21 protein-coding genes are annotated in these 21,014 nt (G+C 58.4%); 7 read left to right on the top strand and 14 right to left on the bottom strand.

Going from position 1 to position 21,014, the window contains the following annotated elements; genetic code table 11:
- Positions 1-26: 26 nt before the first annotated feature.
- From mrdA to OHJ17_RS12155, 3 genes are all read right to left on the bottom strand, one after another.
- Positions 27-1,937, bottom strand: a complete 1,911-nt coding sequence (gene mrdA / locus OHJ17_RS12165; RefSeq protein WP_002905759.1) for a penicillin-binding protein 2 — start codon at positions 1,935-1,937, stop codon at positions 27-29.
- A 198-nt stretch (positions 1,938-2,135) separates the two neighbouring features.
- Positions 2,136-2,612, bottom strand: a complete 477-nt coding sequence (locus tag OHJ17_RS12160) for a DMT family transporter (protein WP_019705686.1) — start codon at positions 2,610-2,612, stop codon at positions 2,136-2,138.
- A gap of 9 nt (positions 2,613-2,621) precedes the next feature.
- On the bottom strand, positions 2,622-3,056 hold the full coding sequence (locus tag OHJ17_RS12155) for a DMT family transporter (RefSeq protein WP_002905764.1): 435 nt from the start codon (positions 3,054-3,056) through the stop codon (positions 2,622-2,624).
- 99 nt (positions 3,057-3,155) lie between these two features.
- Here OHJ17_RS12155 and OHJ17_RS12150 point away from each other — a divergent pair, with 99 nt between their 5' ends.
- Complete coding sequence (locus OHJ17_RS12150; RefSeq protein ID WP_032433123.1) at positions 3,156-4,088, top strand: LysR family transcriptional regulator; 933 nt, start codon at positions 3,156-3,158, stop codon at positions 4,086-4,088.
- A 268-nt stretch (positions 4,089-4,356) separates the two neighbouring features.
- Positions 4,357-6,534 (top strand): catalase/peroxidase HPI, encoded by a 2,178-nt coding sequence (katG, locus tag OHJ17_RS12145; RefSeq protein ID WP_009485840.1) that lies wholly within the window; start codon positions 4,357-4,359, stop codon positions 6,532-6,534.
- Positions 6,535-6,568: 34 nt separating this feature from the next.
- Here the strand turns inward: katG and zapE are convergent, their stop codons facing one another.
- Together zapE and OHJ17_RS12135 are read right to left on the bottom strand one after the other, a co-directional pair.
- The gene (zapE, locus tag OHJ17_RS12140) at positions 6,569-7,630 is read right to left on the bottom strand and encodes a cell division protein ZapE (RefSeq protein WP_032433124.1); all 1,062 of its coding nucleotides are present in this window, start codon (positions 7,628-7,630) and stop codon (positions 6,569-6,571) included.
- A gap of 96 nt (positions 7,631-7,726) precedes the next feature.
- Positions 7,727-8,407, bottom strand: coding sequence for an MgtC family protein (locus tag OHJ17_RS12135; RefSeq protein WP_002906011.1), 681 nt, complete (start codon positions 8,405-8,407; stop codon positions 7,727-7,729).
- 587 nt (positions 8,408-8,994) lie between these two features.
- On the opposite strand from OHJ17_RS12135, the gene OHJ17_RS12130 reads away from it, so the two are divergent.
- On the top strand, positions 8,995-10,401 hold the full coding sequence (locus OHJ17_RS12130) for an MFS transporter (RefSeq protein WP_023287676.1): 1,407 nt from the start codon (positions 8,995-8,997) through the stop codon (positions 10,399-10,401).
- Positions 10,402-10,441: 40 nt separating this feature from the next.
- Here the strand turns inward: OHJ17_RS12130 and OHJ17_RS12125 are convergent, their stop codons facing one another.
- The 5 genes from OHJ17_RS12125 to OHJ17_RS12105 all read right to left on the bottom strand — a co-directional run bounded on the left by OHJ17_RS12125 (position 10,442) and on the right by OHJ17_RS12105 (position 16,730).
- Positions 10,442-10,756, bottom strand: coding sequence for a PTS lactose/cellobiose transporter subunit IIA (locus OHJ17_RS12125; RefSeq protein WP_004180041.1), 315 nt, complete (start codon positions 10,754-10,756; stop codon positions 10,442-10,444).
- A gap of 236 nt (positions 10,757-10,992) precedes the next feature.
- Positions 10,993-11,874, bottom strand: a complete 882-nt coding sequence (locus OHJ17_RS12120) for a LysR family transcriptional regulator (RefSeq protein WP_023287677.1) — start codon at positions 11,872-11,874, stop codon at positions 10,993-10,995.
- A gap of 149 nt (positions 11,875-12,023) precedes the next feature.
- Entirely contained in the window at positions 12,024-14,324 is a 2,301-nt protein-coding gene (locus OHJ17_RS12115; protein ID WP_023287678.1) for an FdhF/YdeP family oxidoreductase, read from the bottom strand.
- A 315-nt stretch (positions 14,325-14,639) separates the two neighbouring features.
- The gene (locus OHJ17_RS12110; protein ID WP_004148478.1) at positions 14,640-15,557 is read right to left on the bottom strand and encodes a bestrophin family protein; all 918 of its coding nucleotides are present in this window, start codon (positions 15,555-15,557) and stop codon (positions 14,640-14,642) included.
- A 249-nt stretch (positions 15,558-15,806) separates the two neighbouring features.
- Positions 15,807-16,730 carry a cation diffusion facilitator family transporter gene (locus OHJ17_RS12105; RefSeq protein WP_004151892.1) on the bottom strand — a complete coding sequence of 308 codons (924 nt, stop codon included), beginning with the start codon at positions 16,728-16,730 and terminating at the stop codon, positions 15,807-15,809.
- Positions 16,731-16,779: 49 nt separating this feature from the next.
- Here OHJ17_RS12105 and OHJ17_RS12100 point away from each other — a divergent pair, with 49 nt between their 5' ends.
- Complete coding sequence (locus OHJ17_RS12100; protein WP_004143707.1) at positions 16,780-16,962, top strand: hypothetical protein; 183 nt, start codon at positions 16,780-16,782, stop codon at positions 16,960-16,962.
- Positions 16,952-17,638, top strand: a complete 687-nt coding sequence (locus OHJ17_RS12095; protein WP_004184165.1) for an ABC transporter substrate-binding protein — start codon at positions 16,952-16,954, stop codon at positions 17,636-17,638. The genes OHJ17_RS12100 and OHJ17_RS12095 overlap by 11 nt, the downstream gene beginning before the upstream one ends.
- Position 17,639: 1 nt before the next feature.
- On the opposite strand, the gene OHJ17_RS12090 is transcribed toward OHJ17_RS12095, so the two are convergent.
- From OHJ17_RS12090 to OHJ17_RS12075, 4 genes are all read right to left on the bottom strand, one after another.
- The gene (locus OHJ17_RS12090; RefSeq protein ID WP_009485847.1) at positions 17,640-18,509 is read right to left on the bottom strand and encodes an oxygenase MpaB family protein; all 870 of its coding nucleotides are present in this window, start codon (positions 18,507-18,509) and stop codon (positions 17,640-17,642) included.
- A 104-nt stretch (positions 18,510-18,613) separates the two neighbouring features.
- The gene (locus OHJ17_RS12085) at positions 18,614-19,045 is read right to left on the bottom strand and encodes an OsmC family protein (protein ID WP_002906030.1); all 432 of its coding nucleotides are present in this window, start codon (positions 19,043-19,045) and stop codon (positions 18,614-18,616) included.
- A 113-nt stretch (positions 19,046-19,158) separates the two neighbouring features.
- Complete coding sequence (locus tag OHJ17_RS12080) at positions 19,159-19,305, bottom strand: hypothetical protein (RefSeq protein ID WP_002906033.1); 147 nt, start codon at positions 19,303-19,305, stop codon at positions 19,159-19,161.
- 15 nt (positions 19,306-19,320) lie between these two features.
- Positions 19,321-19,725 (bottom strand): YdeI family stress tolerance OB fold protein, encoded by a 405-nt coding sequence (locus OHJ17_RS12075; protein ID WP_002906035.1) that lies wholly within the window; start codon positions 19,723-19,725, stop codon positions 19,321-19,323.
- Between the two features lie 144 nt (positions 19,726-19,869).
- On the opposite strand from OHJ17_RS12075, the gene OHJ17_RS12070 reads away from it, so the two are divergent.
- Positions 19,870-20,373, top strand: a complete 504-nt coding sequence (locus OHJ17_RS12070) for a hypothetical protein (RefSeq protein ID WP_023287680.1) — start codon at positions 19,870-19,872, stop codon at positions 20,371-20,373.
- An 8-nt stretch (positions 20,374-20,381) separates the two neighbouring features.
- Positions 20,382-20,828, top strand: a complete 447-nt coding sequence (locus OHJ17_RS12065; RefSeq protein ID WP_004148482.1) for a DUF421 domain-containing protein — start codon at positions 20,382-20,384, stop codon at positions 20,826-20,828.
- The last annotated feature ends 186 nt before the right edge of the window (positions 20,829-21,014 follow it).

The following is a 21,014-nucleotide window of genomic DNA, read 5'->3' as shown; positions in this document are numbered from 1 at the left end:
TGCGCCTGCGGAATAAGTCCTGTCGCTTACTGGGCATCGGCGCTATCACGCTGCGGCACATCGGCTGCCGCCGAAGATGCCTGCTGCGGGACAAAAATATGGTCCAGGATGGCGCGCGCCGTCGGTCCGGCCACCACCCCATCCCCGCCGCCGTTCTCCAGAATCAGCGCCATCGCCACCTTCGGATGCTGATAAGGGGCAAACAGGGTGTAGAAGATATGGTCGCGCAGACGCACCGGGATCATTTTGGCGTTATAGGTCTGGTTTTGCTTCAGGCTAAAGACCTGCGAGGTCCCGGACTTCGCCGCGATCTGATACGGCGCAGTATGAAACAGCTTATAGCCGGTGCCGTTGGGCTGATTCGCCATCCCATACATGCCGTTGCGCACAATGCCCCAGTACGGGGATTTCGGGTCACCCACCTGCGGCAGGTTCGCCGGCTGCTGATAACGTTCCACATGGTTGCCCTGCTTCATCGAATAGAGCAGATGCGGATCCTGTACTTTACCATTGTTCAGCAGAGTGGTAAGCGCCTTCACCATCTGGATCGGGGTGGCGATCCAGTACCCCTGGCCGATGCCGACCGAGATGGTGTCCCCCTGATACCAGGGCTTTTTATGCACCCGCTGTTTCCACTCCCGGCTGGGCAGCACCCCGGCGTACTCCTCATTAAGGTCGATGCCGGTGGACTGGCCGTAGCCGAACTTGCTCAGCCACTCATGGATCCGGTCAATGCCCATCTCGAAGGCGACCTGATAGAAAAAGGTGTCCGCTGACTCTTCGATGGCTTTAGTCACGTTGAGCATGCCGTGGCCGGTTTTCAGCCAGTCGCGGTAGCGGCGTTGCGTGCCCGGCAGCGTCCACGTCGGCGCCCCGAAGAAGGTGGTGTTCGGGGTGATGACCCCAGCGGAGAGCGCCGACAGCGCCATATAGGGTTTGACCGTCGAAGCCGGAGGATATAGCCCCTGGGTGACGCGGTTGATCAGCGGCCGGTCCGGATTCTCCAGCAGCGATTTATAGGCCTGATAGCCGATACCTTTGACGAACGGATTAGGATCGTAGCTGGGACTGGAGACCATCGCCAGCACGCCGCCATCCCGCGGGTCGACCACCACCACCGCCGCCCGCTGTCCCTTCAGCACCGACTCAATATACTGCTGGAGATGAAGGTCGAGAGTCAGATAGAGGTTTTTTCCGGCCACCGGCGGCACCTCTTTCAGTAGACGCACCACCCGGCCGTGGTTATCCACCTCCACTTCCTGATAGCCGGTGGTGCCGTGGAGCGCTTTTTCATAATAGCCCTCGATGCCCTGCTTACCGATATTGCGGTCGGCGGCGTAGTTCTCCTCTTCGCCGTTTTTCGCCAGCCGCTGCAGATCGCTGTCGTTGATTTTCGACACATAGCCCACCACGTGCGCCAGCTCTGCGCCGTAGGGGTATTCCCGTTGTTGGTAGCTCTCCACCGTCACGCCGGGGAAACGGAATTCGTTGACCGCGAAGCGGGCCACCTCCACATCGCTGAGGTCTGACTTGAGGGTGACCGCTTTGTAGCGGCTGGTGTGGTGCATATCGTCGCGAAAGCTGGCGATGTCGTCCGGCGTCAGGTCGACGATAGGCGTCAGCTGCTGCAACAGCGCGGCCATATCGGGAATTTTGCTCGGGATCACCTGCAGGCGATACAGGGTGATATTCTGCACCAGCGGAATGCCGTTGCGATCGAATATCAGCCCGCGGCTGGGGGCGATGGGCAGCATTTTGATGTCGTTCTGGTTTGACCGGGTCTGGTAAAAATCGTGCTGCTCCACCTGCAGATGGTAGAGGTTAACGATCAGCACGCCAAAGCAGACCACCACCAGCAGAAAAGCAATTGCGGCCCGGCGGATAAACAGCATCTCTTCCGCGGAGTGGTCGCGAATTTCATCTCTCAAAAGGGGCATTAGCGGTACATCACCTGAATCACTGGAAAAGCCAACGGCGTAACGGCCGGGAAGCATAGCCTTATCGCAGCGTCAGCCCTACTGAAAGGTTGCTAATGATCTGGCAGAAATGTTTCAGCATGTTAGAGGGATCGTTATTCTTAACCTTGCCCGTGACGCGTCAGGCTATATTCACGATGCCCGACGCGTCGGCGCAGCTCACTGTTCTGCGCGGGCCGCCTCGTGGGAGGTAGCCGACTTCCCTGAGGTGTAGATTAAGTACAGCGCGAGGGCCAGACATATCACCGCCGCCAGTCGCGCCGGCGAGAACGCCATCGTGCTGTTGCCCAGCCAGCCAAAGTTGTCGATCAGCAGGCTCATCATCAGCTGGCCAAAGATCACCGCCACGGTAGCCGTAGCGGTGCCTATCCGCTGCACCGCCAGCACCATAATGACGATGTAGGGCACGCCGCAAAAAGCGCCCAGCAGCTGCCACTTAGGCACCTGTAGCAGGTTTACCGACGTCGCTGGAGCAAAAAACAGGATCAGCAATCCCGTCACCAGCGCGCCGGTGGCGAAGGTTAAAAAGGCGCTGCGCAGCACCCCCACCTGGCTGCCAAGACGGCCATTTATCGCCGCCTGGACGCTAAGCAATGCGCCGCCGCACAGCGCCAGAATGATCACTATCGTATCCATTTCCCCTCCTTAACCCAGAGCCACCAGCAGTAACGCCGCCATAATCAACATCAGCGCCATGGCGCGCCGCGGATCGATTTTGCGCCGTGGGCTGCCGAATAACCCGTAATGGTCGATCGCCAGGCTTTTCGCCACCTGACCCGCCAGGATGCCGATCATGGTCATGGCAATACCAATCACCGGCGTCGCCACAGTCAAGATCACCACGTACCCCGCCCCCAACAGACCGCCGGTGAGTTGCCAGCCGGGCAGAGAAAAGAACGACGGGCTGCTACGCGGGCTGAAAAAGAGCATCAGAAAAAAGGTTAACACTGCGCCAATCCCAAAGATGCTCATGGTTGCCCACAGATCCCCCACCTGGCTCGCCAGCGGCCCCAGCAGGCCGGCCTCGACCGATAATCCCATGCCGCCGGCAATCACTAATAAAATGAATAATAACGCCATTACTGCGCCTCCTCTGTACAACAGGCGGCTGAGGATAAAACAGCGTGCTGATGCGATAAACGGTATAATGCAGAAAACACTATTGCAGGAATTGCACAGATGGCCGATGCCAGCAGCGTCGATTTTCGCGCCCTTCAGCTTTTCATCGCGGTTTACGATAACCAGAGTTTTTCCGTAGTGGCCCGCCGCGAAGGGGTCTCTCCCTCGTTGATCTCGCGAACCATCCAGCAGCTGGAAGATGCCCTCGGGCAGCAGCTGTTCTACCGCAACACCCGTGCCGTGGTACCGACCGAAGCAGGACGCCTTTTCGCAGCGTCCGCCCGGGAACTGCTGGGACAGTACGCCGACGCGCAACGGGCGTTACAGGATCGGGCACAGGTCCCCGGCGGACTGGTGCGGATCAATGCGCCGGTCTATTTTGGTCAGCGGCATATCGCCCCCTGGCTTCCGGAACTGGCGGCCCGGCATCCCAAACTGCAGTTTGACCTGACGCTGACAGACGATTTTATCGATCCCCATCGCGATGCGACGGATATCCTTTTTCGCATCAGCAGCCTGCCGGACGCGGGCTATCACGCCAGAGTGTTTGGCAGCCAGCGCTATTACCTGACCGCCTCCCCGGAGTATGTTTCACGGTACGGCAGCCCGACTTCGCCGGAGGCATTGCATCAACATCGCACGCTGGTGTATGGCGGTTCGCAGGGAGCCAACCGCTGGCTGTTTCGCCAGCGCGAAGAGGCATGGGTGCACTATCCGTTGACCCCGCTCATGACCTCGAACAATGCCGATGCCCTGCTCACTTCAGCCATCGGCGGGATGGGGATCGTGTTATTTCCCGACTGGATGGTCAGCGGGGCGCTGCACAACGGGACATTAGTCACGCTGATGGATCGCTATTCGGCGGCCATCAGCCACACGCAATCGTATATCGCGGCGATTTATCCTTATACCCGCCATCCCTCTCTCAACGTGCGGACAGTGATTGACTATTTTGCCGACGTGTTTGGATCGCCGCCCTACTGGCAGCGCTAATGCGAGATTCGTAGTAAAACTTGTCATATCTCAAACAATTAGCATTCCTTCGCCCAGCTTGACGCGGATCGTTTCCTTTGCCGCCTCGTTACGGCTATGGTTACTAATGAGGTTAATCTCAATCTCCAGGCCGACACGGTCCCACCAGGGGGTTGCCTAACCCTTCATTGAACGGAAATAGCTATTAAATCCGTAGATTCATTCAAATATCGCTTATTGGTAGCAGTGTATATCGTAACGGCATTCACAAAAGCAAACGGAGCCTGATATGAGCACGTCTAACGACCCATCCAACAATGCATCCGCCGGGAAGTGCCCTTTCCACGCCGAGACGCCAAAACAGAGCGCCGGCAGCGGCACCGCCAACCGCGACTGGTGGCCGAACCAGCTGCGTGTCGATCTGTTAAACCAGCACTCCAATCGCTCCAACCCGTTGGGTGAGAATTTTAACTACAGGGAAGAGTTTAAAAAGCTCGATTACTCCGCGCTGAAGGCTGATCTCAGAGCGCTGCTGACCGATTCGCAAGAGTGGTGGCCGGCAGACTGGGGTAGCTATATTGGCTTGTTTATTCGTATGGCCTGGCACGGCGCCGGCACCTACCGCACCGTTGACGGTCGCGGCGGCGCAGGTCGTGGACAGCAGCGCTTTGCTCCCCTGAACTCCTGGCCTGACAACGTCAGCCTCGATAAGGCCCGCCGTCTGCTGTGGCCGGTGAAACAGAAATATGGCCAGAAAATCTCCTGGGCCGACCTTTACATGCTGGCGGGTAACGTCGCTCTGGAAAACGCCGGCTTCCGCACCTTTGGCTTTGGCGCCGGTCGCGAAGACGTCTGGGAACCGGATCTCGACGTCGACTGGGGCGATGAGAAAGAGTGGCTGGCCCACCGTCATCCGGAAAGCCTGGCGAAACAGGCCATCGGGGCCACCGAAATGGGTCTGATTTATGTCAACCCGGAAGGTCCGAACGCCAGCGGCGAGCCGCTGTCCGCCGCGGCGGCCATTCGCGCCACCTTCGGCAATATGGCGATGGACGATGAAGAGATCGTCGCGTTGATCGCCGGCGGCCATACGCTGGGCAAAACCCACGGCGCCGCAGAAACCAGCCACGTCGGCGCCGAGCCGGAAGCCGCGCCGCTGGAAGCGCAGGGTCTGGGCTGGCACTCCAGCTACGGCAGCGGCGCAGGCGCGGACGCCATCACCTCCGGTCTGGAAGTGGTCTGGACGCAGACGCCCACCCAGTGGAGCAACTACTTTTTCGAAAACCTGTTCAAATACGAATGGGTGCAGACCCGCAGCCCGGCTGGCGCGATCCAGTTCGAAGCCAAAGACGCGCCGGAGATTATCCCGGATCCGTTTAACCCGGAGAAAAAGCGCAAACCGACCATGCTGGTCACCGACCTGACCCTGCGCTTCGACCCGGAGTTTGAAAAAATCTCCCGCCGCTTCCTCAACGATCCGCAGGCCTTTAACGAGGCGTTCGCCCGGGCGTGGTTCAAGCTGACCCACCGTGATATGGGGCCAAAATCCCGTTACCTCGGGCCGGAAGTGCCGAAAGAAGATCTGATTTGGCAGGATCCGCTGCCGGCAGCGACCCATCAGCCGAGCGCGGAAGATATCGCCAGCCTGAAAACCGCCATCGCCGGCGCCGGCCTGTCGGTCAGTGAGCTGGTCTCGGTCGCCTGGGCGTCCGCCTCCACCTTCCGCGGCGGCGATAAACGCGGCGGCGCTAACGGCGCGCGTCTGGCGCTGGCCCCGCAGAAAGACTGGCCGGTTAACGCCATCGCCAGCCGGGTGCTGCCGACCCTGCAGGCGATCCAGCGCGCCTCCGGCAAAGCGTCGCTGGCCGATATTATCGTGCTGGCCGGCGTGGTCGGCGTTGAGCAGGCGGCCGCTGCCGCCGGCGTCAGCGTCAATGTGCCGTTTACCCCAGGCCGCGTCGACGCTCTGCCTGAGCAGACCGACGTCGAGTCGTTTGATCTGCTGCAGCCGCTGGCGGATGGCTTCCGCAACTATCGCCGTATCGAAGGCGGTGTCTCGACGGAAACCCTGCTGATCGATAAAGCGCAGCAGCTGACGCTAACCGCCCCGGAAATGACCGTGCTGGTCGGTGGCTTGCGCGTACTGGGCGCGAACTACGACGGCAGCAAACACGGGGTGTTTACCGACCGCGTCGGCGTGCTCAGCAATGACTTCTTCGTCAATCTGCTTGATATGGCTACCGTCTGGAAAACGGCCGATGATAACGCGGAGCTGTTTACCGGCAGCGACCGTAAAACCGGCGAAGCGAAGTACAGCGCCACCCGCGTGGATCTGGTGTTTGGCTCCAACTCGGTACTGCGCGCCCTGGCGGAAGTGTACGCCTGCGCCGACGGGCAGCAGAAGCTGGTGCATGACTTCGTTGCCGCCTGGACCAAGGTGATGAACCTCGACCGCTTCGATCTGTAATCCTCTCGCCCCGGCTCCCGCCGGGGCGTTTTTCTTATACCGCCCGCGGCAGCTGTTGCAGTCGACTCCGCGTTCGTTGAATATCCTCCAGTTCCACCCCTGCCACCAGCGTCTCCAGGTCGCAGCGGGTCACCAGCAGCAGGCGGATCTGCTTTTCATACAGCACATCAATCACATTGATAAAGCGCTGCTGGGCCGCCGGCCCCACCGTAGCCAATGGCGGCACCTCGTCCAGTAGCCAGACGGCATAGCTTTCGCAGAGCGTCAGATAGTCCATCACCGCCGTGGCGGCCTGACAAAGCTGGGTAAAGGTGAAGTGCAGCAACGCGGGCGACGCCGCGGCCGCCAGCAGCGTGCGATAGCCTACCGTCAGCGAAACCGGTTCGCCAGGCAGCGACGGCAGGTCATACAGCTGACGCTGTTGTGCATTCGGATTAACCCACATCCGCCCGCTGCAGAAGGCGTTATCCTGGCTCAGATGCCGTACGCGATAATCCTCCTCGCCGTTCAGCGCCACCACCGTTAGATGGGCGCGGATCAGCGCGATCGACGGTAAAAAGCGATCGTGATACAGCGGATTGGGCAGCAGCATCTCCGGCGGGTAGTTTGAGGTGGCCAGCAGCACGATACCGTGTTGAAAGAGGTGTTCCAGCAAGGCTTTAATCAGCATGGCGTCGCCGGGGTCGTGCAGATGAAATTCGTCGAAGCATAGCAGGCGGCAACCGGATGTCATCTGCCTCATCACCGTCTGCAGGTCGGGCGCTCCGGGGGCATTCAGCCGCTGGTGCAGTTCGCGGAAGAAGTGATGAAAATGGACCCGCCGCCTGGCGGCGAGCGGCAGGCTGGCGAAAAAGTGGTCGAGGATAAAGCTTTTCCCTCGCCCGGTACGTCCCCAGACGTATACCCCCTGCGGGCTGCCTGTCGTGGACACCAACTGCTGACCGAGGGCGTCAAGGCGGGCGATGAGTGACAGCTGATCGTCGTCCAGCGTCAGACGCGCCCGCGCCGCCTGCTCGGCCATCACGCGGGTAAAACGAAAATTAGCCGTCACCTCTGTGGGACCAAATTCCGAGGGTACACATCCATTATTTAACATTCTTATAACCTCCTGCCAGGAGGCCATTCTAGCCGCTTTCCCGCGGGATGGCGAATCGCGCGACGAGCGGCCGTTTCCGCTGCTCCGCCGCCAGCCCTACGCCTCTCCGACACGCCAGTGCACCGATGTGACGTTCTGCTGAACGCCCATCTGCGCCATAATTTGCGCCAGCGTTTTTTGGTGCTGCTTATGGCTAATCAGCTGCGCGCAAATCTCCAGATGGTCCGCGGTGTCCGCCGCCGCCGACTGCAATCCCTGCAGGGTAAACCGCTGCTGCTGCGCAATATTCAGCAACAGCTGACGTACGGCATTTTCATGTTCGCGCAGACAGGTGACGCGTAAGACATAGCGTTTCTCTTCGTCACCGGCCCCCGGCAAGGCATGAATGCGCTGCGCCGCCTCGCGCAGCAGGATATTGGCGCACAGAATAATCAGCGTAGCCGCCGTCGCGTTCCAGAACTGTCCCAAGCCGCAGAGTACGCCGATCCCGGCCGAACACCACAGCGTGGCGGCGGTATTGAGGCCGCGGACGTTCATGCCATCGCGCATAATCACCCCTGCCCCAAGGAAGCCGATACCGGAGACGATCTGCGCCGCAATACGCCCCGGGCTGTCCGGCGAGGCCGACATCGCGCTGAGAATAAACACCGCCGCGCCGGTGGCCACCAGGGCATTGGTGCGTAAACCGGCCATACGTTGCCGCCACTGTCGTTCCGCGCCGATCAGCGCCCCCAACAACATTGCCGCGAGTAAATGAGTCATATAAGGAAATACCATCGCGCCTTCCTCCAGAAAACAGAAAGCCAAAAATTACAGATGTAGCGCTCAGCCGCGCCGGGCGATTAGCGGGTGGATGATGGTGGAGGAAATAAGGGTCTGCAAAACATAAACATAACGCTGCCTCTCGCGCTCAATGACGCATAAATTATTGAGGGAGGCAATCCGGAACTGAGAGATTGCTGCCCGCCGGGACGGCAAGCAGCGAAATGATCGCGTTAGCTTGCCGGAAAATCGCAATAAGGGTGACTGTCCAACGTATGACTCCTGAATAAAAGTGGGCACATTATAGCCCTGGGTAATGATGGGTAAAGCACGAAAACGCCGCCGGTGACGATTCGTTTAGTTTGTCTTTCGCGGGTCCTGCGTAGCGTGACATCGCCAGGCGACTAAAATGCCGTCAGCGGTGATTTACTTCAATTCCGTCGCTGGGATGCGGCGAAAACCAGCATGAATATCATCTTTATGTCTCCCCAGCGCGATCTTACGCTAAAGAATGTCGCTAAGGCTAAGGATTAAAAATTTAAAACTATTAACAATCAATTAACATTAGCAGGCAAACCATTCTTCCTGAGGAACACAACACCATGTCTACCACCCAGGTTCTCGGCGAAACGCCCTATGCTTCGCCAGGACAACCGCACGCCAGCTTAACCGGACGCATTGATGCGCTGCCCGCCTCATTTGGGTTATGGTCGTTTATTACCCTGCTCTCACTTGGCGGCTTCTTTGAGCTCTACGATCTCTTCCAGACCGGGTATATCAGCGCGGGCCTGCTGGCGGAGGGCATTTTCCACACCGGACAGGCGGGCATCTTCGGCATCGCCGACCAGGCGGCCTTCGCCTCCGCCACCTTTATGGGGCTGTTTATCGGCGCCAGTCTGCTGGCGCCGCTGGCGGACAAACTGGGCCGCCGCCTGACCTTTATGGTGGCGCTCGCCTGGTACGGTCTTTTTTCGCTGCTGATGGCGACGCAGAGTAGCGCGGAAGGGGTGATCTTCTTCCGCTTTCTGGTGGGGATCGGCCTCGGCATTGAGCTGGTGACCATTGATACTTACCTCAGCGAATGGGTGCCAACCCATCTGCGCAATAAAGCCTTTGCCTTTGCCTTCTTCATCCAGTTCCTCTCGGTTCCGGCGGTGGCGCTGATGTCCTGGATGCTGGTGCCGACCACCCTGTTCGGCCTCAGCGGCTGGCGCTGGGTGATCATCTTTGGCGCACTGTTCTCGCTGGCGATCTGGTTTATCCGCAAAAAGCTACCGGAGTCAGCCCGCTGGCTGGAAAGCAAAGGGCGGCATGATGACGCGCATACGGTGATGTGTGAGATGGAAGCCCGCTGCGGCCTGACGCCGTCGCCGAAGCATGCGCATGCGGCACAGAGCGTCGTCAAACGCGGCACCTTCCGCGAAATCTGGGCGCCGGAGTATCGGCAGCGCACCCTGATGCTGATGGTGATGAACTTCTTCCAGGCGATCGGTTTCTTCGGCTTTGGCAACTGGCTGCCGGCGCTGCTCTCCGGTCAGGGCGCCAGCATCACCCATAGCCTGCTGTACGCCTTCTTTATCACCCTCGCCTATCCGCTGGGCTGCCTGTTCTGCACCCGCTTCGTGCATCGCTTTGAAAACAAGTGGCAGATTGTCCTCTCCGCGCTGATGACCGTTATCTTCGGCACCCTGTTCGCTCTGCAAAACAACCCGATTCTGCTGGTGATCTGCGGGTTTATGATCACCTGGTCCAACGCCTGGCTGACCATCAGCTACCACGCCTACCAGGCCGAGGTCTTCCCGACCCATATTCGCGCCCGCGCCGTCGGCTTCTGCTACTCGTTCAGCCGGCTCTCGACCGCGGTGACCAGCATTCTGATCGGCATTATTCTGCAATACGCCGGCACGCCGGGAGTAATTAGCTTTATCGTCGTCAGTATGCTGATGGTGATGCTGTCGGTAGGGATCTTCGGCCCGAGAACGCGGGGCATTCGTCTGGAGAATATCTGATGGCGGTCGCCGCCGAGGGTGCCGGCGGCGACATATTTTATCAGTTGCGATGTTGCAGCTGGCGCTGAACCTCAATAAGCTCCGCGATCAACTCCCGCGCGAGCATAGAGGTCATTATATGATCCTGGGCATGTACCAGAATAAGATTAACCGGTACTTTGCCGCAGCCCTCATCCATACCAATAAGCATGGTTTGTACATCATGCGCGCGTTTTGCGGCATCTGCGGCGTCCTGCATCAGCCTATCAACGTCCTGCCACACTCCTTTTCTGGCGGCTTGCAGCGCCTGCATCGCCAGACTGCGGGACTCACCGGCGTTAATGATGAGTTCCATGACGGTTGCTTCCATATCCATACGGTTTCCCTACTTGTTGAGTGAATGACGACTGTTGCCATAGTTAATATTTGTGATGTGTACTGCAGGAGGGATAAAAAATTGTCATTAAGGCTTGTAACTTCTGGACAGCATTAAGCGGCGCCGCAATACCACTTTTACCAACGGTCCAGCATCACCGGGGCTATATTGACACTCTCCCATCAGAGGGGCGTTTAGGCATTTTAGTGACAAGCCGCCAGGTCGGCGGCCCGGCCTCAGCCAAATATCCCCTGCGCCTCGGCGAAGCATTTTTCCGCCAGGGTCGAGACTGGTTCCTGCTGGCGCATAATCAGCGCCAGCTGTGAATCAACATGGGTTTCGGCGATCGGCAGAATTTCAAGATTATCGCTTAGCGCTTCGAGGCCGTTGTTAAGCGGCATAATGGCGCAGCAGATCCCCGCCTGCACCGCCTGGATAATCTGAAACGTCGAATCACTTTCAAAGACATACCCCGGCGTTAGCCCTTTGGCCTTAAAGCTGATTTCAATCGATTCCCGGTAATACATCCCCTTGGTCAGAAAGCCGAGGGGCAGCGTCGCCAGCGTCTCCCATCCCGGCGTCCCGGCGCTGAAGTCGAAATGGCGTTTATCGTGCAGGAGCCCCATCCGGGTTTGCGGCAAGCGAGCAATCTTGAACTGACCTTCATCCAGATGCTGCAGATAACAAATCCCCAGATCCAGCTGATTACGGCTGACGCCATCGATAATCTGCTCCGAGGTCATCGACAACAGGCTGAACTGCAGCGCCGGAAATTTCTCCGCCAGGGGTTTAATCAACTGCATCGGATTGAGGCTCGCCAGCGGCACCATACCGACCCGCAGCTGGCCGACCATCTGCCCGCGACAGATGGCCGCCTCTGCCGCCAGGCCGTCATGAGCGGCCAGCACCGCCCGCGCCCAGGCCAGGATCCGCTCTCCCTCCGGGGTAAACCCCTCAAAGCGCTGGCCGCGCTGGATCAGCGTCAGGTTCAGCTCCTCTTCCAGGTTACGAATGCGCATAGAGAGCGTCGGCTGGGTAATATGACAGGCCGCCGCCGCCTGGCCAAAATGGCGCGTCTGATCGAGCGCGATCAAATACTTGAGTTGCTTAATATCCATTCTCTTTCCCGTTTGAACCCCGCCGTTCACCCCCGGGGCCGCGCACAGGTTACCAGAATGTTAGTTTCGCTAGCGATAAATTCAAGCGAGGACATCACGAGGTGCTGCGGGGCGCAGGACGGCGCGACGCCGCTCTGCGCTATACCTTTTTAGCGCCCGCCGGCCAGCGGACGGATCTCTTTCGAGCGCAGCGTCAGGCGAACGGGAACCGACTTATACGAAGGGGTGCCGCTCTCTTCATCGAGATAGTTCAGCGGCACCAGCACGTTGGCTTCCGGATAATAGGCGCCGACGGTGCCCGGCGCAATGCCGTAGGCCACCACCGTGATATCTTCCAGCGTCAGCGCGCTTCCCGGCAGCGCGGTATGGATATCCACCCGATCGCCATGCTCCAGACCCTGGGCGGCCATATCCTGCTCGTTCATAAACAGCACGTCGCGGCGGCCAAAGACGCCACGGTAGCGGTCATCCATCGCGTAGATGGTGGTGTTGTACTGGTCATGACTGCGCAGCGTCACCAGGCGCATCACGTCCTCACCCTCCACCACCACGTTCTCATGCACCCCTTTAAATACCGAGAACATGGCTTTACCGGTGGCGGTAGGCCAGATGCGCTCGGTCGGCGGCAGCGGCATGCGGAAGCCTCCAGGATGGCGAATGCGCTGGCTATAATCCTCGAACCCAGGAATGGTCTGTTCGATCAGATCGCGAATGCGATCGTAGTCTTCCACGAGGTACTGCCAGTCCACTTTGCTGGCGGGCAAGGTGGCCTTCGCCAGACCGGCGACAATCGCCGGCTCCGAGCGCAGCATCGGCGAGGCGGGCTTAAGCTTGCCCGACGAAGCATGCACCATCGACATCGAATCCTCGACGGTGATCGACTGCCGGCCGCTGGCCTGCAGGTCAAGCTCGGTGCGGCCCAGACACGGCAGAATAAAGGTCTCTTTCGCCGTCAGGAGATGTGAGCGGTTGAGCTTGGTGCCGACGTGAACGCTGAGCTCAAGGCCGCGCATCGCCGGGAAGGCGCGTTCGTGGTCCGGCATCGCCACGGCGAAGTTGCCCCCAAGGCAGATCAGCGCTTTGGCTTCGCCGGCGATCATGGCCTCCAGGGCTTTTACCGCATCGTGGCCATGATGCCGCGGCGGCGTAATCCCCATCACCCGCTGCAGGCTGTCGAGGAAAGCCGCGGAGGGTTTTTCGCTGATCCCGACAGTGCGGTTACCCTGGACGTTCGAGTGACCGCGCAAAGGACAGATCCCGGCCCCCGGCTTGCCGATATTGCCGCGCATCAGCAGCAGGTCGGCAATCAGACGCACGTTGGAGGTGCCTTTGTTATGCTGGGTGATGCCCATACCGTAGGTGACGATGGTGGCCCTGGATTTGGCGTAAGCCGCCGCAACCTGGGTCAGGGATTCGCGCGTCAGGCCAGACTCCTGCTCGATATCCTGCCAGCGGGTGGCGTGGAGGTCATCGGCGAAGGCGGTGAATCCCTGGGTATGTTGGGCGATAAACGCGTGGTCGAGCACATTGCCCTGTTCCTCCTCCAGCTGCAGCAGCGCTTTGGCGATCCCTTTCAGCGCCGCCGCGTCGCCCCCGGCCCGTACCTGGTAGTAGGTCGAGGCGATCGGCGTCGAGCGCCGGGTCGCCATCTCCATCACGTTCTGCGGATCGGCAAAACGCTCCAGCGCCCGTTCACGCAGCGGATTGAAAACGATAATCGGCACGCCGCGGCGGGATAGCTCATGCAGGGTGCCCATCATCCGCGGGTGGTTGGTGCCCGGATTATGGCCGATGGAGATCACCAGCTCGGTCTGGTCAAAATCGTCGAGGGAGACGGTGCCTTTACCAATGCCGATCGACTGTGGCAGGCCCACGCTGGTGGATTCATGACACATGTTGGAGCAATCGGGGAAGTTGTTAGTGCCATACTCGCGGGCAAACAGCTGGAACAGCCACGCCGCTTCGTTGGAGGCTCGGCCAGAGGTGTAGAATTCAACCTCATCCGGCTGCAGGCCGCGGAGGATCTCGCCGATACGGGCGAAGGCTTGCTCCCACGCCACCGGACGCAGGGTATCGCTGTCCCGGTCGTAAACCAAAGGATGGGTTAAGCGGCCGTAGCCCTCCAGTTCAAAATCGCTTTTTGCCAGCAGGGAAGATACGGTATTTGCCGCGAGGAATGCGGGTGTCACCCGTTTGGTGGTCGCCTCCCAGGTCACGGCTTTGGCGCCGTTTTCGCAAAACTGGAAGGTCGATTTATGTTCTTTATCCGGCCAGGCGCAGCCCGGGCAGTCAAAACCGTCCGGCTGGTTGGTACGCAGCAGCGTGGCGGGCGCCTCAAAGGCATCCATCTGGGTGCGCACGGCGATGGCCGTGGCCTTCAACGCGCCCCACCCGCCTGCCGGACCGTCATAGGGGTGAACACCGGGAACCGCGCGTCTTTTATTGGTCATCTCTTTACTCCTGCTGCTCTGTTCTGGCTGTCGCTAGCCGAAAAAGGCGTACAACAACCCCGGCGACGAAGCGTGAATCGCATGGCGTCACCTGAAAAGAATGCTGTTTCTCAAGGATAGTACGATGGGAAAGCGTAGGTACTGCGTTTGTTAACTGAATAATAACATACACCACAATTCTGTATAATTGATGTTATCTATCAGGTGTTAAATTTAACTTATTTGCAAATTTTGCGGTTTTCACCGCGGTGCTGTGACGGATAAATTGCTACGGAAAGTGATGACCGGGCAGCGAAACCGCCCGGTGGGCCAGGCTCAGGTCAGATTGAAGTAACGATCCGGACGCAGCGTCTCCGGCAGCGGATGCTGACCGGTCATGTCGAGCAGATTGCGCTCGATGGTATTGCACATCGCGTTCAGCGGCAGGTCATTGGCTGCGGTGCCGAACGGATCTTCCAGCTCTTCCGCCAGCGAATCCCACGATAAAAAGGTATAAGAGATAAAGACCGAGACAAACGGCGTCATGTAGTGCAGATCGCCGACCAGGGCGAACGGCAGCAGCGTACAGAACAGGTAGACGGTACGCTGCAGGATCAGGGTATAGGCGAAAGGCACCGGGGTGGTGGCCAGCCTTTCACAACCGCCCAGCACGTGCGCCAGCTCGTCGAGTTTGTTGTCCATCAGCCCGTAAGTGATGTCGCTGAGCTTGCCCGCCTCCCGCAGCTGGCCAATTTCGTTGCCGGCCAGCAGCAGGATCCGGTTGGTGGGCATTGAGCTGGCGAGGATCTCCGTCACCCTCTCCTCCGGTAGCAACCGCCGCAGGTCAGCCGTCGGATCGGTTTTGCGCAGCTGGTGCTTCAGGCTCCAGCTAAAGGCCACCAGATAGCTGACGATGCGGCGATGGGCATCGTGTTCCGCCGGCAGGATATTGCGCAGCTGACGCACCAGCGTGCGTTCGGCGATAAGCACCGTCCCCCACAGATTGCGCGCCTCGACGAAGCGGCTGTAGCTGGCGCTGTTGCGAAAGCCGAGGAAAATCGCAATCGCAATCCCCAGCAGGCTGAACGGCGCCACGGTTAAGTGGATCCCCAACTGTTCGTACCATTGATAGCTGATAATGGCGATGATCGACATCAGCACATTTAGCAGCAGGCGAAAGATGATTTTCGACAGCACGGAGCCGTGCCAGTCAAATAGGCGAAGAAACCAGTGTTGTTCTGGCCGAATGATCATTGTCTGACTTCCTGAATTACCGCTCTGGTCATTATCTCTGAATACAGAATAGAGATTATCTATGAGCCGATTGGTTTATTTTATCGTTAACTGCGATGGGCAGATCTGCGCCATTATTTAGCGATGGTAATGGCGTTTTTAGTATGGGCCTTTTTTATATTTCAGGCAATCAATGCGCCAGCAATAATGGCTCAGAAGAAAAAATAACCGCTGAGCCAATTCATTTTTCCGCTTAGGCTACCGGGTGTATCAGACCGCTTTCGTCAACCCCTGCGCTTCGCAGGGATCGAGATGCACCATCACATTAAGCACCGGATGCTGCGCCAGCACCCGCTCCCGCGCGTGACGGGCAATCTGATGCCCTTCGGCTACCGACATCTCGCCAGCCACCTCGAGATGGACATCCACCAGCACCAGATCCCCCGCCTTACGGGTTTTCAGATCGTGGAGGCCCGCCACGCCCGGCGTAGTTCGCAGCGTATCGGCGATCGCCTGCTGCATCTCTTCATCAACCGCACGGTCCATTAAATCATGCAGCGCGCTGACGGCGAAACGATAGCCCATGCGCGCAATCAGCAGCCCCACCGCCAGCGCGGCGAGCGGGTCGAACCAGGCGAACCCGGCCAGATTACCGATAATCCCCAGGGCCACCACCAGGGAGGATGCGGCGTCAGAGCGGGCATGCCAGGCATTGGCGATAAGCAGTGACGAATTCAGCCGCCTGGCGGCCGCCAGCATATAGCGAAACAGCCCCTCCTTGACGGCCAGCGCCACCAGCGCCATCCACAGCGCCGCGCTGTGCACCGGCGGAATAGTTTGCGGTTGCGCGAGATGGCCCGCCGCGGACCATAGCATGCCACCCCCGACGAGCAGCAGCATCGCGCCGATGATTAGGGAGGCGCCGTTCTCATAGCGCCAGTGGCCATAGTGGTGATCGTGGTCAGACGGTCGACGGCTCTTTTTATTCGCCATCAATACCACGCCATCGGCGACCAGATCGGAAAAAGAGTGCATTCCGTCGGCAATTAATCCCTGAGAGCCGGAAAATATTCCCACGACTACCTGTAAGGCAGAAAGGAAAATATTAACCACCACGCTAACAAGGGTACTCTTTCGCGCCTGCACCGAACGCTCATGATATTTATTATCATTTTCAAAATTATGTTGTGTCATTATTTCTCTCCCTTTGTGAGCGGGAAGAATAAACTGACAAACTGAGTTTATGCTTAACAATATAAAAGCCATTGCCTTGCCGTTTAACGATATCGCGGCGGTCGGTAATGACTATTTACTGTATGTGCCGTTGGAACGCTGCAACCTTGCGCCAATGAACTATCTTTTGAAGGGTGGCCACAGGTCGGGCCACTTTAGCTTAGCCACCACAGGAGTCAGCGATGTCACATAACAAACCATCCCGGCTGCGTTTCGCCATTAATCTGGGCAATGCGGTCCTGGCCCATCTCGGGGAGACAGGAAAGCCCGCGGGCATCACCGTCGAGCTCAGCCATCGGCTGGCGACGCGCTGGGGCGTCAGCGCCGAATTCGTTCCCTATCCTGCCGCGGGTAAAGTGGTGGCTGACGCCGGTGGCGAGCACTGGGATATTGCCTTTCTGGCCATCGATCCGGCGCGGGAAGCCACCCTGCGCTTTACCTCGCCCTATATCACCATCCAGGGTACCGCGCTGGTCAGCGTTGATTCGCCCTGCCAGAGCGTGGCCGACATGGATCGCCCGGCAACCACCATTAACGTCGGACAAAACGCCGCATACGATCTATGGCTAACCCGCCATCTGCAGCACGCCAGCCTGCATCGCCTTCCCTCTTCGCAGGAGGCAATCGACGCCTTCCTCGCCGGTGAAGGGGATATGGTCGCCGGCATCCGCCAGCCGCTGGAGGCGACAGCCCGTCAGCACGCCGGGGTGCGGGTACTGGCGGATAATTTTACCGAGATCCAGCAGGCCATCTGCGTCGCCCGGGCGGACGTGGACCGTTTTCACGCGGTAAACGACGCGCTTAGCGAGTGGCGGGCGGATGGCAGTCTGCAGGCGCTGATTGCCGGTCACCTGGGCCAAGCGAACTGAATCACGCCTCCGTCATCCGGCGCATAGCGCAATGCCAGGCGCCGTTGCGTACCGAGGCGCGCAGTACGCGGGCCACGCCATGCACCATCAGGCGCGTCGTGCGCCGCTGCAGCGGCGTGAGCGACAATCCCAGCATCTCCTGCGCCCATTCCGGCAGGAGGTCAATTCCTGCGTTCATCATCACCCGGCCGACCGGCTGGCTCATCCGCCCCGGCAGACGGGTGGAGAGCAGCACCTCGGCTACCTCCCGGGTACGTTCGTCGCAGCGCAGTCGCGGGCGCATCGCCTCGAGATAGTCCGCCACCTCCTGCGGTGTCTGAGGGATATCCCGAGCCCCCAGCCGCCGGGCGATTTCCGCCGACTCACGAAAATAGTCCTCCTGGCGCTCGGGACTGACCACCGTCCGCTTGTAGCGCAGGTGGGAAGCCATAAAGCGACTGCACTCGGCGACGTGCACCCAGGTTAACAGCGCCGGGTCGCTCGCCTGATACGGGGTTCCGTCCTTATCCACCCCGGCGATCCGCTGATGGATCCCCTGTACTTTGGCGATTAGCCGTTCGGCGTCGGGAGTAGTGGCAAAAGTGGTGGCAGAAATAAACTGGCTGGTGCGGCGCAGGCGGCCCAAAATATCCTCGCGAAAACGAGAGTGATCCCAGACGCCGGCCAGCGCCAGAGGATGCAGCATCTGCAGCAACAGCGCGCTAATGCCGCCGCAGAGCATCGAGGTAAAATCGCCGTGCACCTGCCAGATGGCCGACTGGGGACCAAACAGCCCCGGCTCTCCTTTGGGTCGTTCAAAGTCGATCTCTTTTAGCGCCATGCCGGTCAGGCCGAGCACCTGCGCCTCGATCATCCGGCGAATGCCGATCATGATGGTATCCCTTACGTGCAACTAAAGGACAAAAGATACCACTGTTGGACAGCATTGGGAGAGATATTGCGGAAAGAGTGCCCGCAGCACGCGGGCACGACGGCTTACGGATTCAGCTGGTAATCGAGGGTAATGTTGGCCTTCAGCACCTGCGATACCGGGCAGCCTGCTTTCGCTTTCTGGATGATCTCATCGAACGCCGCCGGAGACACGTCCGGCAGGACGATCTGGCTTTGCAGCGCGATATCGGTAATCGCAAAGCCGCCGTCGGTTTTATTGAGGGTGACCACTGCGGTAGTGTCAATGGACGTTGCGGTATATCCCTCTTCGCTGAGCATCAGCGACAGGGCCATCGAAAAGCAGGCGGCATGTGCAGCGCCGATCAGCTCCTCAGGGTTGGTGCCCTTCACCCCCTCAAAACGGGTGTTAAATCCGTAGGGCTGCTGGCTCAGCGCCCCGCTTTCTGTCGACACGGTGCCTTTGCCATGCTTCAGGTCGCCTTCCCAGTGCGCTAGCCCTTTCTTATGAATCGCCATTTGATTCCTCCTGTAGTGATGTCGAACAAAAAGTATAGTGCGTGATGCCGAAGCTGCGTCTTTTTGCAGCCTCTGGCTCCCACGTTCCCGTGGTTTTCGTGTCGTTGGTGACGCTATCGGCCATCCTGCGGATGCCAGGGATCGGATTTGTCATCCTTGCTGTCGTCCCGTTTACGCGGAACTTCGCCCTGCTCCCCGGGCGCCTCACGGGCAGGTTGCTTACCGCGCTCTTCGTCTTGCGAGTGAGAAAAGGTGCTCATATCGACGTGCTCCGCTTACTTAGGCGACTGCTTGAGCAGACGATCGATTCGCACGACCGGCGGCGTCATTTTGCGATCCAGACTGCCGTTGATATTGACCAGATCGTCTGGCTCTACGTGTTGTTCGTTAAACGCGGCGACCGGGATAATAACGGTGATGGTGCCGCTTTTATCACGAAACTGATAACGGTCATCTCCCTGCCGCTTGAGCAGATTGCCGCGCAGCGAAACGGTCGCGCCATCGTGCATGGTTTTCGCCTGCTCAACGGTCATGATCCGGCCATCCTCGACGCCGCGATAGCCGTCATCGAGTTTGTGCGGCGGCGGCGGCGCGGCATCCTGACTAAACCCTCCCTTATCGTCCGCCTGCGCGACACCTACGGCAAACAGACAGGCCATGGCCAATGCTAGTTTTTTCATCATGCCTCCGTTTTTTGCTGACGATGAGAATAAAGCCTGGCTGAGGCTGGCCATTTTTACAAAGTCAATTGTTCTGATATCGTCTAATATAAGAATGTCCTTATCGTTACGCTCCTGGCGAAACGAAACGCGGGGAAAATATTAATGATTAAGAATCAACAGCCTTGTCCTATCGTCGATGAGAATGAACGCTCCTTACGCTTTGAATATCGCTTCCGCCGCTATGGGATAATTGTTTTGAGTCTCATCATTCTTACCGCGTTAAGCGGCCTGTGGTCCTCCGGTTATTTCAGTGAAGCACACCGGGAAACCAGTGGAGGCGAATTAAGCGTCGATTATCAGCGCTATGCCAGGCTGATGAGTGAAACCGAGCTTAATATTCAGATTAAACCGGATACGGCCAGCGACACCATTATCAGCTTCGCCGCCCCGTTATTAACCCGCTACCAGATCGGTGATATCCGTCCGCAGCCGGATAAAATGTATAGCGCCGAGGGGAAATTACATCTCGTCTATCAGCGGTCGAACCCCCCTTCACCGATATCTGTGTGGTTAGCCGTTACCCCAAAAACGGCCGGTAATATCTCTCTGCAGGCGGTAGTTAACGATCGCTATTCTGTAACCTGGCAGCAGTTTGTCTATCCGTAGGAGTCGCTATGGAAATGGTCCTTAGAGCCGCAGCAATCTATCTGATCCTGTTGATTATTTTTAAGATTGCCGGCAGAAGAACCCTGATGCAATTAACCAACTTTGACCTGATACTGTTGCTGATTATCAGCGAAGCCACCCAGCAGGCAATGCTCAGCACAGACTATTCGGTTACCGGGTCGATGCTGACTATCGTCACCCTGGTTAGTATTGATATTTTGTTCGGCTATATTAAGAAAAAATTTGCTCAGGCAGAAAATTTTCTCGATGGTACGCCGGTTATCGTGGTGGAAAATGGTGCTGTCATCGACGAGAAGATTAAGCTCGTCAATATCTCTGTCGATGATATCCTGCTGGCGGCCAGGCAGCACCATGGCATTTATGAATTGAAAGCGATCAAATTCGCTATTCTCGAGCGTAACGGCCAGATATCCATTATTCCTGAGCAGGAATAGTATCGGCTTCGCTATTTATCACGCTCCGGTTGTTTATCACCTGATTCCGGAGCGCGAGTGGCGTCATCCTCTTCTTTTTCACCGTTAACAACGTTCAACATTAACATTTTTCCTCCTCGCTGGTTGTCAGGGATCCTACAAATTATAGAACGCCTTCGCCGAAGTATGTAGGATCTGCCGAAACTA

The organism is Klebsiella sp. KP20-425-1 (assembly GCF_025813515.1).
Taxonomy (GTDB): Bacteria; Pseudomonadota; Gammaproteobacteria; order Enterobacterales; family Enterobacteriaceae; genus Klebsiella; species Klebsiella pneumoniae.
The sequence above is the reverse complement of the archived record's forward strand: the minus strand, read 5'-3'. Positions and strand labels throughout refer to the sequence as shown.

What these genes read in the sequence shown, in the direction of transcription:
- mrdA (WP_002905759.1), bottom strand. Translation starts at nt 1,937, where the DNA reads ATGCCCCTTTTGAGAGATGAAATTCGCGACCACTCCGCGGAAGAGATG.
- OHJ17_RS12160 (WP_019705686.1), bottom strand. Translation starts at nt 2,612, where the DNA reads ATGGATACGATAGTGATCATTCTGGCGCTGTGCGGCGGCGCATTGCTT.
- OHJ17_RS12155 (WP_002905764.1), bottom strand. Translation starts at nt 3,056, where the DNA reads ATGGCGTTATTATTCATTTTATTAGTGATTGCCGGCGGCATGGGATTA.
- OHJ17_RS12150 (WP_032433123.1), top strand. Translation starts at nt 3,156, where the DNA reads ATGGCCGATGCCAGCAGCGTCGATTTTCGCGCCCTTCAGCTTTTCATC.
- katG (WP_009485840.1), top strand. Translation starts at nt 4,357, where the DNA reads ATGAGCACGTCTAACGACCCATCCAACAATGCATCCGCCGGGAAGTGC.
- zapE (WP_032433124.1), bottom strand. Translation starts at nt 7,630, where the DNA reads ATGTTAAATAATGGATGTGTACCCTCGGAATTTGGTCCCACAGAGGTG.
- OHJ17_RS12135 (WP_002906011.1), bottom strand. Translation starts at nt 8,407, where the DNA reads ATGGTATTTCCTTATATGACTCATTTACTCGCGGCAATGTTGTTGGGG.
- OHJ17_RS12130 (WP_023287676.1), top strand. Translation starts at nt 8,995, where the DNA reads ATGTCTACCACCCAGGTTCTCGGCGAAACGCCCTATGCTTCGCCAGGA.
- OHJ17_RS12125 (WP_004180041.1), bottom strand. Translation starts at nt 10,756, where the DNA reads ATGGATATGGAAGCAACCGTCATGGAACTCATCATTAACGCCGGTGAG.
- OHJ17_RS12120 (WP_023287677.1), bottom strand. Translation starts at nt 11,874, where the DNA reads ATGGATATTAAGCAACTCAAGTATTTGATCGCGCTCGATCAGACGCGC.
- OHJ17_RS12115 (WP_023287678.1), bottom strand. Translation starts at nt 14,324, where the DNA reads ATGACCAATAAAAGACGCGCGGTTCCCGGTGTTCACCCCTATGACGGT.
- OHJ17_RS12110 (WP_004148478.1), bottom strand. Translation starts at nt 15,557, where the DNA reads ATGATCATTCGGCCAGAACAACACTGGTTTCTTCGCCTATTTGACTGG.
- OHJ17_RS12105 (WP_004151892.1), bottom strand. Translation starts at nt 16,730, where the DNA reads ATGACACAACATAATTTTGAAAATGATAATAAATATCATGAGCGTTCG.
- OHJ17_RS12100 (WP_004143707.1), top strand. Translation starts at nt 16,780, where the DNA reads ATGCTTAACAATATAAAAGCCATTGCCTTGCCGTTTAACGATATCGCG.
- OHJ17_RS12095 (WP_004184165.1), top strand. Translation starts at nt 16,952, where the DNA reads ATGTCACATAACAAACCATCCCGGCTGCGTTTCGCCATTAATCTGGGC.
- OHJ17_RS12090 (WP_009485847.1), bottom strand. Translation starts at nt 18,509, where the DNA reads ATGATCGGCATTCGCCGGATGATCGAGGCGCAGGTGCTCGGCCTGACC.
- OHJ17_RS12085 (WP_002906030.1), bottom strand. Translation starts at nt 19,045, where the DNA reads ATGGCGATTCATAAGAAAGGGCTAGCGCACTGGGAAGGCGACCTGAAG.
- OHJ17_RS12080 (WP_002906033.1), bottom strand. Translation starts at nt 19,305, where the DNA reads ATGAGCACCTTTTCTCACTCGCAAGACGAAGAGCGCGGTAAGCAACCT.
- OHJ17_RS12075 (WP_002906035.1), bottom strand. Translation starts at nt 19,725, where the DNA reads ATGAAAAAACTAGCATTGGCCATGGCCTGTCTGTTTGCCGTAGGTGTC.
- OHJ17_RS12070 (WP_023287680.1), top strand. Translation starts at nt 19,870, where the DNA reads ATGATTAAGAATCAACAGCCTTGTCCTATCGTCGATGAGAATGAACGC.
- OHJ17_RS12065 (WP_004148482.1), top strand. Translation starts at nt 20,382, where the DNA reads ATGGAAATGGTCCTTAGAGCCGCAGCAATCTATCTGATCCTGTTGATT.